Origin of the sequence: Blautia sp. An249 (assembly GCF_002159835.1) — a bacterium.
Taxonomy (GTDB): domain Bacteria; phylum Bacillota; class Clostridia; order Lachnospirales; family Lachnospiraceae; genus Blautia_A; species Blautia_A avistercoris.
The window spans coordinates 102,705-114,618 of sequence record NZ_NFJL01000008.1; the positions used below are offsets into that span (position 1 = coordinate 102,705).

Annotated in this window: 10 protein-coding genes; 8 read left to right on the forward strand and 2 right to left on the reverse strand. The window is 46.3% G+C overall.

Annotated elements, in window-relative coordinates; all coding sequences use genetic code 11:
• Window positions 1-62: 62 nt before the first annotated feature.
• Window positions 63-932 (forward strand): DegV family protein, encoded by an 870-nt coding sequence (locus tag B5F53_RS09310; protein WP_087222655.1) that lies wholly within the window; start codon window positions 63-65, stop codon window positions 930-932.
• A complete protein-coding gene (locus B5F53_RS09315) occupies window positions 919-1,863 on the forward strand; it encodes a DMT family transporter (RefSeq protein ID WP_242970282.1) in 945 nt (314 codons plus the stop codon). Before B5F53_RS09310 ends, B5F53_RS09315 begins: the two co-directional genes overlap by 14 nt.
• On the opposite strand, the gene B5F53_RS09320 is transcribed toward B5F53_RS09315, so the two are convergent.
• Together B5F53_RS09320 and B5F53_RS09325 are read right to left on the reverse strand one after the other, a co-directional pair.
• Entirely contained in the window at window positions 1,813-2,664 is an 852-nt protein-coding gene (locus B5F53_RS09320) for a carbon-nitrogen hydrolase family protein (RefSeq protein WP_087222657.1), read from the reverse strand. The two genes, B5F53_RS09315 and B5F53_RS09320, sit on opposite strands and share 51 nt — an antisense overlap.
• Before the next feature lie 16 nt (window positions 2,665-2,680).
• The gene (locus B5F53_RS09325) at window positions 2,681-3,781 is read right to left on the reverse strand and encodes a pyridoxal phosphate-dependent aminotransferase (RefSeq protein WP_087222659.1); all 1,101 of its coding nucleotides are present in this window, start codon (window positions 3,779-3,781) and stop codon (window positions 2,681-2,683) included.
• A 96-nt stretch (window positions 3,782-3,877) separates the two neighbouring features.
• Here B5F53_RS09325 and B5F53_RS20325 point away from each other — a divergent pair, with 96 nt between their 5' ends.
• The 6 genes from B5F53_RS20325 to B5F53_RS09355 all read left to right on the forward strand — a co-directional run bounded on the left by B5F53_RS20325 (window position 3,878) and on the right by B5F53_RS09355 (window position 11,873).
• Window positions 3,878-7,408 carry a DUF5717 family protein gene (locus tag B5F53_RS20325; RefSeq protein WP_242970283.1) on the forward strand — a complete coding sequence of 1,177 codons (3,531 nt, stop codon included), beginning with the start codon at window positions 3,878-3,880 and terminating at the stop codon, window positions 7,406-7,408.
• Between the two features lies 1 nt (window position 7,409).
• Window positions 7,410-8,657: a DUF5716 family protein gene (locus B5F53_RS09335; protein ID WP_087222661.1), complete on the forward strand. Its 1,248-nt coding sequence runs from the start codon at window positions 7,410-7,412 to the stop codon at window positions 8,655-8,657.
• Between the two features lie 13 nt (window positions 8,658-8,670).
• Window positions 8,671-9,459 (forward strand): hypothetical protein, encoded by a 789-nt coding sequence (locus B5F53_RS09340; RefSeq protein WP_087222663.1) that lies wholly within the window; start codon window positions 8,671-8,673, stop codon window positions 9,457-9,459.
• Between the two features lie 112 nt (window positions 9,460-9,571).
• On the forward strand, window positions 9,572-10,444 hold the full coding sequence (locus B5F53_RS09345; protein ID WP_087222665.1) for an amino acid ABC transporter substrate-binding protein: 873 nt from the start codon (window positions 9,572-9,574) through the stop codon (window positions 10,442-10,444).
• Between the two features lie 71 nt (window positions 10,445-10,515).
• A complete protein-coding gene (locus tag B5F53_RS09350; protein ID WP_087222667.1) occupies window positions 10,516-11,166 on the forward strand; it encodes an amino acid ABC transporter permease in 651 nt (216 codons plus the stop codon).
• 11 nt (window positions 11,167-11,177) lie between these two features.
• Entirely contained in the window at window positions 11,178-11,873 is a 696-nt protein-coding gene (locus B5F53_RS09355; protein WP_087222669.1) for an amino acid ABC transporter ATP-binding protein, read from the forward strand.
• Window positions 11,874-11,914: the final 41 nt, after the last annotated feature.

Below are 11,914 nucleotides of genomic sequence, written 5' to 3' on the forward strand. Positions count from 1 at the left end.
ATTTGTATGATTAAAACAATCACAAATAGTAATCAATACGAGATGAGGCGGGTGTGTTGACTATGAGAAAATACGTAATTACAACAGATAACAATTCTGATTTACCAGACGCTTATATGCAGGAACACGGAGTCGGATGCAGTTATTTAAGTTATGCCATGGACGGGGTAAATTACACCCATGACAATTTCCTTCCTGTGGAAGAATTCTATGCCAGGATGAGGCAGGGCTCAATGCCTACCACAGCCCAGGTAAATCCGGAAAATGCCAAAAACCTGATGGAACCCTATTTAAAAGAGGGGGCAGATATTCTCCATATTGCCTTTTCTTCGGGACTGAGCGGAAGCTACAACAGCTGTAAAATTGCTGCAGAAGAGCTGGCAGAGGAATATCCTCAGAGAAAGATTATTGTAATAGATTCCCTGGCGGCATCTCTGGGACAGGGACTGCTGGTTCACCTGGCTGTACAGAAAAAAGAAGCCGGAGAAGAGATGGAACAGGTTGCCCGGTGGGTAGAAGAAAACAAAAATAAAATAGTCCATGCGTTTACCGTGGATGATTTGAATCATTTGTACCGGGGCGGAAGAGTATCGAAAACAACGGCTGTTTTAGGCGGTATGCTGAATATTAAACCGGTTCTGAAAGTAGACGATGAAGGGAAGCTGGTTCCGGTCGGGAAAGTAAGAGGAAGAAAGAAATCTCTGGCGGCTCTGGTGGACGCCATGGATGAGAAAATCGGAAAATACAAAGACAGCTGTGATACCGTCTTTATGAGCCATGGAGACTGTATTGATGACGTCAATTATGTACTGGAGAAAATCAAGGCCAAATATCCGGTAAAAACAATCCTGGTAAATCACGTGGGCGCTACCATCGGAGCCCATTCAGGACCGGGAACCGTGGCGTTGTTTTTCCTGGGTGAACATCGGTAGAAGAGCGGCCGGAACCCTTACCCGTCCCGCGGTAGTGGCGGTTCTGGCTCTCATATGCTGTGGTTTATGGGGAAGCGCGTTTCCCTGTATAAAAATCGGATACCGGCTGTTTCAGATCCCTGCGGAGGATGCGGGAGCCCAGATTGTCTTTGCCGGCTGCCGCTTTTTTCTGGCGGGAATCTTAGCGCTTCTTTTAGGAAGTCTGCTGGAAAAAAGAATCCTGCTGCCTCCAAAGGCTGCAGCAGGAAAAATTGTAAAACTGTCTATGATGCAGACAGTATTCCAGTATCTTTTTTTCTATCTGGGGCTGGCTCATACCACAGGGGTAAAAGGAGCCATTATCGTAGGGAGCAACAGTCTGGTTACGATTTTAATCGCCGCCTGTCTGTTTCGCCAGGAGCAACTGACCGGACGCAAACTGGCCGGATGTCTGGCAGGCCTGGCAGGAGTGGTGGCTGCCAATCTGGCTCAGGGCGGCCTGTCCTTCTCTTTTACTTTTAACGGAGAGGGCTTCGTATTTTTATCCGTTATATCTTACGGATTTTCTTCTGTGTTTCTGAAGAAATATTCCCGTGATTATGATCCCGTTTTATTAAGCGGCTGGCAGTTTGTGCTGGGAGGCGGGATTCTGGCGCTGATGGGCGCCCTTATGGGCGGCAGACTGGAGTACCTGACCTGGCAGGGAATCCTGATGCTTCTTTATCTGGGATTTCTCTCGGCAGTGGCCTATTCCCTGTGGGGAATTCTGCTGAAATACAATCCTGTGTCCAAAGTTGCCATCTACGGATTTTCCAATCCGGTGATGGGGGTATTTCTCTCGGCCTTACTTCTGGGAGAAGGAGGTCAGGCGTTTTGTCTGCAAAATGTGATTGCCCTTTGTTTAGTCAGCGGCGGAATCTTCCTCGTGAACTACCGGAGCAAGCCGGTATAAATCCGTTCTCCGGTGACAAAGAAGGGGAAGCTGGCTGCGAATCCGGTCAATGAGATCCAGATCCAGTACGGAAATGGTCATTCCCTCCTGTTCGTCCATCTGAGAGAGGACGCTGCCCCAGGGGTCGGTAATAATTGAGTGGCCCCAGGAATGATAAGAGGCGGACAGATCCCTGGCAGGAGCGGTACCTATGGAAAAGACCTGATTATTAACGGACTGGGAACGAAACATCAGCTCCCAGTGAGCCGGTCCGGTGGACAGATTAAAAGCGGCAGGGACAAGAAGAATCTGTGCCCCTTCCAGAGCCATCAGCCGCGCCAGTTCAGGAAAGCGGAAGTCGTAGCAGATACACAGTCCCATGGTTCCGAACTCTGTGGGAAAGACCGTGACCTGATCTCCCGGGGAAAGGGTATCGGATTCTTTAAAATGCTGTCCCCCTTCGATCTGGATGTCGAAGAGGTGCATTTTCCGGTGCTTTGCGATTTGTTTTCCTTCCCGGTCAAAGACATAGGCAGTGTTGTAAATCCGTCCGGCCTCATCCCTTTCGGGTATGGAACCGGCGGAGAGATAGATCTGATACTTTTCGGCCAGCCGGGCACAGAAGCTGTAAGCTTCGCCCCCTGTTTCTTCCGCATAAACAGGAAAGCGTTCTGTTTCATAGGGACAGCAGAACATTTCAGGAAGGGTGATGAGATCCGCCTTTTCTTTACAGGCTTTTTCCAGGAGAACCTCCAGTTTCTGAAGGTTCTCTTTTTTTGAGTCACAGACCCTGGTCTGAAGCTGTGCTACGTTAAGATGCATAAGATCGCCCTCCTTTCTAATCTTTCAGAAGCTGTGCAAATGCAGCCAGGAGAAGATCGTTTTGTTCCGGAAGCATAATACAGAAGCGGATATAACTTTCATCCAGGAAGGGGAAAGTGGAACAGTTTCGTATCATCAGTCCCTGTTTTATACAGTGTTCAAACAGAAGCTGAGCCGTAATTTCCGGTTTCAGGATTTTCATTAAAATAAAATTGGCCTTGGGAGGATACAATTTTACCGTTTGCCAGGAGGACAGTTCCTTCCACATACGTTCCCGCTCTCTGAAAATCAGCTCCCGGGTCTGCCGGATATAGTCCTTATCCTGAAACATGATTTTTCCGGCTACCTCCGCCAGGCTATTGGTGGTCCAGGGATCTTTTTTCCCATGAATTTCCAGTAAAAGCTCCTGGTTTCCGGTGACGGCGTAGCCCAGGCGCAGACCGGGAGAAGCGAAAAATTTGGACGTGCCTCTTAAGATAAACAGATTATTATAGTCGTGGGTCAGGGGAACGGAGGATACCTTCTCTTCTTCATGGGTAAATTCCACATAAGTTTCGTCTATCATCACAAAGATACCGTGAAGCAGACAGGTATCCAGGATTTTTCGCATATCTGGTCTGGAGATTGCGGAAGAAGTGGGATTATTGGGGTTACACAGAATCAGCATATCCAGTCCTTCATAGAGTTTGCGGCACAGATCTTCCACATTCAGTTCAAACTGCTCCGTCTCTTTAAGAGGATAATAGAGACAATTCCCCCCTTCCAGTGAGACGTAACGTTCATATTCCGAATACGTAGGCCCCAGGATTAAGACTTTACGGGGGCGCTTCGTCTGTATCAGAAGAGAAATTAATTCCGTGGCTCCGTTGCCCACCAGAATATGCTCCTTCCGGGTGCTGCAGTAAGAGGCAATACAGGTGCGAAGCCGGGTGTATTCCCGATCCGGATACTGGGTAATAACATCCACATGACCGGACAGTTCCTCTTTTAAACGCTGAGAAATGCCAAGGGGATTTACATTTGCAGAAAAACTGATGATTTTTTCTTTGGGAATCCCATAATACTGCTCGATTTTTTCCAAATCACTTCCGTGAAAATGATCTTTGTGCCTTAACATGACCGCACCTCCTTTAGTTGCGTTGCGTTTATTTGTAGTGTATAATTCATTATAATGAACCAAAGGAATATTAGTCAAGGACAATGGGTGACGGATTTGAGAAGAAAAATAGAACAACTGATAAATGGAAAATTTGAATACGAAATGCCCGAACTGATTCTTTCAGAGAAAGAAATCCGTATCAGGACAGCAGAGGGAAAGAACTGTCAGGGAATCCTGTATCTGGGAACAGAGAACAACCGGAATATAAAAGGTTATGTAAGTTCGGATCATCCCAGGATTCTCCCGGGGATTGAGAAGTTTTCGGACAGCGCCGTTCAGATTCCCTATGGAATCGATGTAAAAGGATTGAAAAGTAAGGAAGAAATTCAGGGAGCGCTGACTTTGCTGACGGATATAGGAGAATTTCAGATCCCTGTTTTTGTACAGATAGAAGAGAAAAAAATAACCAGCTCAGAAGGGGAAATCCAGGATCTTCAGGGATTTGCAAAACTGGCGCAAACGGACTTCATGGAAGCCTTCCGTTTATTTAACAGAGAGAGTTTCCAGAAGATTATTCAGAAGGAAAGCCCCAGAATTCAGGCCTTTTACAAAGGGGCTTTGCAGAATCCTGTTACATATCAGAATTTAGAAGAATTTTTAATCGGATCCGGGCTGAAAAAGGAAGTAACCATTTCCTTAAAAGAGCAGGAAGCTGTCTTTTACCAGTGCAGGGAGACCCGACAGGAGACTGTGGAAATACAGAAACACGGATGGGGTCACCTCCGCCTGGAGATTGAAACCCAGGGGGACTTTCTGGAGGTCAATAAGAAGGTGATCACAGAAGAAGACTTTATCGGAAGTGTTTACCGCCTGGAATATGTGATTCGCAGAAGGAGAAGAGGCAAGGGCAAACATTTCGGGCGGATCTGGATTAAGAGTCCTTATCAGAAACTGGGCTTTCTGGTGGTGGCCTCTGCGGAAAGCCAGACCCCCGTTGATATGAAACTTTTTGAGAAGAAAAAAAGAGCCGCTCTGGTAAGGGTGTATCTGGATTACCGGACCGGAAAATTACAAAAAGAAGCCTGGCTGTCCCAGTCGGAAGAAATCCTGCGCCAGCTTCGGCAGGAAGGATGCGGCTACCCGGAATATCAGATGTATCAGGCCTTTCTGGAGTATCAGAAAAAGAATGTGGAAAAGGCCGGGGAACTGATCCAGGGGTATCAGAAACGGAATTTCGGCCGCCAGGATGCAGAGCTGATGGGAATGTATCTGTATCTGGCCCATCTTACAGGCTCCTATCCGGACAGGGAAAAGGGGGTCCGTCGTCTGCGGGAGCTGTACCGGAAGAAAGAAGAGAGCTGTCTTCTTTTAAATCTGATTCTGAGGATGGATGCATCTCTGTCTCCTTCCAGGGCTGTTTTTATGATGGAGGAACAGTTTGAGAAAGGCTGCAGAAGTCCTCTTTTGTATCTGGAAGCCTATGAACGGTTAAAGAAGGATAAAAATCTTCTGCACCGTCTGACGCCCTTCTGGACCCAGGTGCTGGCCTTTGCCGGAAAAGAGGGACAGATGGATGAGGAAATGTGCATGCGGATTGGTTATTTATCCGGCTATGCCAAAGAGTTTCGCCAAAGTCTTTACCGGGTTCTGGAGATGGCCTATGAGGCCTGCCCTTCAGAAGATTTGCTCAATGCCATCTGCAGATATATTATGAAAGGAAATCCCAGAAAGCAGAAATATTTCCCCTGGTTTGAAAAAGCGGTGGAACAGGGCCTGCGGCTGACCCGCCTCTATGAATACTATATGGAAACTGTGGATACCAGCTATCAGAGAGAACTGCCTAAAACTCTGCTGCTTTATTTTGCCTTTAACAGCAGTACCCTGGGAGATACCAGAAAAGCGTATATTTACGCCAGTGTGGTGAACCATAAGAAGAAGCAGCCGCAGATTTTCGAAAGCTATCGGGACGTGATTGGGAAGTTTACCGAAAGGAAACTGGCAGAAGGAGCCATGAATGAGGATTATGCCGTTTTGTACCAGGAATTCAGCCGGGAACCTCAAAACCTGAAAGAAGCGGAAGAAATCGGTAAGATGCTTTTTACCTACCGTCTTTACTGTGACGATCCTAAGATCCGAAGCGTAATTGTACGGCATCATCAGCTCGGAAAGGAAGAAGAGTATCCCTGCATCAGAGGCATTGCCTATATCCGGCTTTATACAAAAGACGCGGCCGTCTTATTTAAAGACGAGCAGCAGCGCAGATATACTTCCACAGTGGATTATAATGTAAAAAAACTGATGGATGAAAATGAAATTCTGCCCCGCTGCCTGCAGGCAGGATGCCAGAATCCGGGACTTCTGCTGTCCTACTGTGAAAATCATAAAATAGAAGAAAACAATCTGACCGTTTATCAGCAGATGGTGAGATCCAAAGGATTTACCGGAGAGTATAAAAGGCAGATTCGCAAAGAGATTTTAAATTACTGCCTGAAGGCTGTAAAAGAAGATAAAGAGCTGCACCTGAACCAGATGGAATTTCGCAGCTTTGCGGCTGTGGATAAAAAGGCTCTGCTGGAAATTATTGTGGAGAAAGGCATGTTTGCCCGGGCTTTTGAGATTCTGGAAGAATTCGGGACCGAGCAGGTGGATCCGGGTGTTTTGCTTCGTATCTGCAGCTATATGATAGAAGCCCGGGGACAGGAGTATTCAGAAGAGCTGCTGGCTTTGACAGAACAGACGTACCGTCTGGGAAAATACAATGTGACGGCGCTGAACTATCTGCTGAGATATTACAGAGGAACCATGGACGAGGCTTTTCGTATATGGAAAAGCGCCGTGGGATTCCAGCTGGATACCTATGAATTTGAGGAGCGGATTCTCTGCCTTTTAATGTTTACGGAAAATTACCGGGAAGACGGCTGGCAGGTACTGGAATCCTATGTGGAAAACCGGGGCAGGGAGAAGGTCATTGCCGGTTACCTGACTTTTGTTTCTTACGGATACTTTATGAAAGGGAAACCTTTCCCGGACTTTGTGCAGCAGTGCCTTACTTCAGCGGTACAAAGGGAGTGGAAGCTGGATCGCATCTGTCGTTTCAGCCTTCTTCAGAAGCTGACGGAGCAAAAGGAGAGAAGCGAGGCAGAGGAAAGGATTATAGAGAGTATTCTGGAAGAGTGCGGAAAGGAGAATCTGTTTTTTGCATTTTTGCAGAGGCTTCCGGCATCCATGCTCAGCCCTTATCAGTTAGACGATAAAACCTTCGTGGAATACCGGACCGATCCCGGAGCGAAGGTTACCCTCTGTTATGCGCTGGATACCGGACTGGGGAATGCTCTGGAATATACCCAGGAACCTCTGCACCGGATCTATGAAGGTGTGTTTGCCAAAGGATTTACTTTGTTTTACGGTGAAACCCTGCATTATTATTTTGTAATAGAGAAAGATAAGGAAAAGATGAAATTACCCGAACAGAGGATAGCCATGAACCGGGTAGATATGGAAAACGACAGTAAATACCAGCTTCTGAATCAGATGCTGGCTGCCTGCCATCTGGAAAAGGAAGAAGAAGTCAAAAAGAAGATGGAGCAGTATCTCAGACAGGAGCGGTATGTAAAAACCATGTTTACAATAGAAAAGGAAGCATAATATGAACGAAATTAGAGAACTTCTGGTAGGAATTGATCTGGGGAAAGAATTTTCCCAGATCTGCTACTATGACAGAAAAGCCGACGAACCAATGTCCATTTCTATGAAAGCCGGAACCAGCCATTACGAGGCGCCGTCCTGCCTTTGCAGGAAAGCGGAAAACGGGGAATGGAACGTGGGAATTGAAGCGGAATACTTCGCCAGAGAAAGAGGCGGTTTTCTGGTAAAGGATCTCCTTGCTGTAGGAAACCGGAAAGAAAAGATTCCGGTGGGGGAGGAATCCTTTGCCCCGGAAGAGCTGCTGGCGGAATTCTTAAGAGGGATGCTGAAATTTCTGGGCATTGCGGAAATTACAAAAAATATGAAATGTCTGGTCATCACAGTAGAGGAACTGACCTCGCAGATTGTGAAGAATCTCCAGAGCGCTTTAAAAAGTCTGGGATTCAGGCATTCCCAGACCCTTTTAATGGATTATGGAGAAAGTTTTTATTATTATGCTCTGGGGCAGAAGAAAGAAACCTGGAACAGAAATGTGGGCTGGTATGCATTTGCAGGAAATCAGGTGAAATTCAGAAAGCTTACCATGAATGTCAGCACAAAACCTGTTTTAGTGGAGCTGAAGCCTCCGGTGGAAATCTTTCTGGAGGAAGAAGAAGGGAAACGGGACGATCAGTACTGCGAATTTATTAATGAAACCATAGGGAACGACTTGTATTCCAGTATTCTTCTGACCGGAGAGGGCTTTGACCAGAAATGGGCAGTGAAATCCACGGGGGCCCTGTGCCGGCAGAAGCGGAAAGTGTTCTGGGGAAATAATTTATTTGCCAAGGGAGCCTGCTACGGAGCCAAGGAAAAGCTGGAAAATAAAAAATTAAAAGGTTATCTCTATCTCAGCAACGCCCTGGTCCAGACCAATATCGGCATGGAGATGATGATTATGGGCTCCCCGGCCTATTATCCGCTGATTGAAGCAGGAAATAACTGGTATGAATGCAAGGCGGAGTGCGAATTTTTGCTGGATGAGAAAAGAGAACTGGTATTCCTTGTAAGCCGTATGGGGGAAAAGGGGAAGAAAAAAGTGGCAATGTCTCTTCCCGGACTGCCCGTCCGCCCTGCCAAGGCTACGAGAATCCGGTTAAAACTGGAATATGTATCCCGGGAAGAGTGCATCATTCAGGCAGAAGATCTGGGATTTGGGGAGATGTTTTTGTCCGGCCGGAAAGTCTGGACAGAGACAATGAGATGGTAAGGAGGCACAAAAGATGAGCGGATATATATTATGTCAGAGAGAACAGGCGAGATCGCCGTATTTTATTGAGGCCATCCATACAAATATCTATTCTATAGAAGAATTATGTTACTATCTGTATCACAACCTGGAGCTGGCAGATGAAACCCTGTTTAATGAAGGACTGTGCACCTGGATTCAGGAGGAACTGGGAATGGGAGAGCTGGCCGCCCGGCTGAGGACGCGTCTGGGAAAAGGACAGGCTCTGGAAGAGAAGATTTATCCGGTCTTTAAGTCCATTAATTATTTATCCTATGACGAGCTGAAAAAGCTGAACGTCCATCTGAAAAAGCTGGAACAGGAGACCTGGGAAATGCGCTGCAAGATGCGCGGAGACTGTTTCATGGAAAACAGAATGTACGGAAATGCCATTCACGCCTACCAGAAGGTTCTGGAGAAGATGGAAGAAAAGGAAGAACCAAAGGACGCAGGCAAAAGGGGACGGGTATGGAACAATCTGGGCTGTGCCTACAGCTACCTGTTTCAGAAAGAAAAGGCGGCAGAGTGTTTCGGAAAAGCCTATGAATGTCTGAAAGATAAGAAATCTCTGCAGACGTATCTCTGCGCCCTTTACTGGAGCCTTCCCCGGGAAGAGTTTGAAAAACGGCAGCAGGAGCTGAGGGCGGAGGAAGAGCTGGGAAAAGAAGTCCTGGAAAAGATGAAAGCCATTGCCGGGCAGCCGGCGCAGAAAGTGGAAATCGGAGAGATAAACGGTCTGTTGGAAGAGATGATTCGGGAATATCATCGAAATACCGGATTTTGAGAAGGAAGAAACTTGACAGCAGGGTTCTGCTATGGTAGTATGAACCTGTACTTTCACGTGGTAGAGTGACTGAGTGATAAAAAGACAGAATACAGATAAGGAGAATAGAGAAATGAAGAGAAAAGCATTGGCATTGATCTTAACTGTTGTAATGGCAGGAAGCTCTTTCCTGCTGGCAGGCTGTTCCGGTTCAGAAGAGGCTGCTGACAGCGCAGCAGAAGAAACAGGCGGTGAGGAAGCTGCAGAGGAAGAGACCGCTTCCGAAGATTCGGACAGCCGTACCACCTTTGTGGTAGGATTTGACGCAGAATACCCGCCCTTCGGATATATGGATGACGACGGAGAATATGTGGGATTTGATTTGGATTTAGCTCAGCTTGTCTGTGAAAACCTGGGATGGGAACTGGAAAAGAAACCTATTAACTGGGATTCCAAAGATATGGAATTAAATTCCGGAACCATCGACTGTATCTGGAACGGATTTACCATCAACGGCCGGGAAGACGATTATACCTGGAGCGAGCCTTATCTGAACAATGAACAGGTGATGGTAGTGGGAGCAGATTCCGGAATCGAATCTCTGGCTGATTTAAGTGGTAAGAATGTTGTGGTACAGGCTGCTTCCGCAGCGTTGGACGCATTGAACAGCGATGACAACAAAGAACTGACTGCAAGCTTTGCTTCCCTGACAGAGAACCCGGATTATAATACTGCCTTTATGAATATTGATTCCGGAGCGGCAGATGCAGTTGCTGTGGATATTGGAGTTGCAAACTATCAGTTGGCACAGAGGGAAGAAGGCAAATATGTGATTCTGGACGAGCCGATTCAGAGCGAGCAGTATGGAATTGGATTTAAAAAAGGCAATGAAGAGCTGAGAGATACTGTATGGGCCGAGGTCTTAAAGCTGAATGAAAGCGGAAAAGTAAAAGAGCTGGCTGATAAATATGACATCGACGAGAGCATGCTCTGTATTGAGGAATAATCAAATAAGAGAAAACGGACTGTTACAAATTTTTGCGACAGTCCCTTTCTTTGCGTTTAGGAGGATATAAGATGAACTTAAATGTAATGATTAGCCAGCTGGCGTCCGGAATGGTGGTGTCCATTGAAATTTTCTTTGTTACACTGATTTTTTCCCTCCCTCTGGGACTTCTGATCTGCTTTGGCAGAATGGCAAAGAACCCGGTTATTAAATGGATTACCAGCGCCTATATTTCCATTATGCGCGGAACGCCTCTGATGCTGCAGTTAATGGTAGTTTATTTCGGACCCTATTTTCTCTTTGGAATTCAGATTTCCAAGACCTACAGTCTGATAGCGGTATTTATCGGATTTTCCATCAATTATGCCGCTTATTTTGCGGAAATTTACCGGGGCGGTATTGAATCCATGGCTGTGGGACAGTATGAAGCGGCGAAGATTCTGGGATATAATAAAGTACAGACCTTCGTGCATATTATTCTGCCCCAGGTGATTAAACGGATTCTTCCTTCTGTTACCAATGAGATTATTACTCTGGTGAAGGACACCTCCCTTGCCTTCGTGCTGGCTGTTTCGGAAATGTTTACCATTGCAAAGCAGATTGCAAGTTCCCAGACAACCATGATGCCTTTCGTAGTAGCAGCCATTTTCTACTATGTATTTAATCTGTTGGTGGCAGTGGTTATGGATAAAGTGGAAAAGAAACTGAACTACTACCGTTAGGAGGAAAAAAGATGCAGTTATTTGAAATGAAAGATATTAAGAAAAGCTTTGGAGATCTGGATGTTTTGAAAGGGATTTCCCTGACGGTGGAAGAGGGAGAGGTTCTTAGTATCATCGGCCCTTCCGGTTCAGGAAAATCCACCCTGTTAAGATGCGCCACCCATCTGGAGACGCCGGATTCCGGAGAGATTAAACAATCGGGAGAGGTTGGGCTGGTATTCCAGAATTTCAATCTGTTTCCCCATTTTTCGGTTATGAAAAATCTGACGGACGCCCCCATACGGGTACAGAAAAGAAAGAAAGAAGAAGTCTTTCGGCAGGCCAGAGAACTGTTAAAGAAAATGGGTCTGGAAGATAAGGAGAAAGCATATCCCTACCAGCTTTCCGGAGGACAGCAGCAGAGGGTTTCCATTGCAAGAGCGCTTTGTATGAATCCGAAAATCCTGTTTTTTGACGAGCCTACCAGCGCCCTGGATCCGGAGCTGACCGGAGAAATTCTGAAAGTAATTAAAGATTTGGCTGCAGAGCATATTACCATGGTAATTGTTACCCATGAAATGAACTTTGCAAAAGAAATTTCGGATCGTGTTATTTTCATGGATCAGGGAGTGATTGCCGTAGAGGGAACGCCGGAAGTGGTTTTCTCTTCGGAAAATGCAAGAATGAAAGAATTCCTGGGGAAATTCCATCAGGGAATGTCAGATTAAGAGAAGTTTCGCGTTTTTTATTGCTTTTTATGCAGAGAGTG

Bases quoted from the DNA above. Each gene is read 5' to 3' on its own strand.
- B5F53_RS09310 (WP_087222655.1), top strand. From the start codon at position 63: ATGAGAAAATACGTAATTACAACAGATAACAATTCTGATTTACCAGAC.
- B5F53_RS09320 (WP_087222657.1), bottom strand. From the start codon at position 2,664: ATGCATCTTAACGTAGCACAGCTTCAGACCAGGGTCTGTGACTCAAAA.
- B5F53_RS09325 (WP_087222659.1), bottom strand. From the start codon at position 3,781: ATGTTAAGGCACAAAGATCATTTTCACGGAAGTGATTTGGAAAAAATC.
- B5F53_RS09335 (WP_087222661.1), top strand. From the start codon at position 7,410: ATGAACGAAATTAGAGAACTTCTGGTAGGAATTGATCTGGGGAAAGAA.
- B5F53_RS09340 (WP_087222663.1), top strand. From the start codon at position 8,671: ATGAGCGGATATATATTATGTCAGAGAGAACAGGCGAGATCGCCGTAT.
- B5F53_RS09345 (WP_087222665.1), top strand. From the start codon at position 9,572: ATGAAGAGAAAAGCATTGGCATTGATCTTAACTGTTGTAATGGCAGGA.
- B5F53_RS09350 (WP_087222667.1), top strand. From the start codon at position 10,516: ATGAACTTAAATGTAATGATTAGCCAGCTGGCGTCCGGAATGGTGGTG.
- B5F53_RS09355 (WP_087222669.1), top strand. From the start codon at position 11,178: ATGCAGTTATTTGAAATGAAAGATATTAAGAAAAGCTTTGGAGATCTG.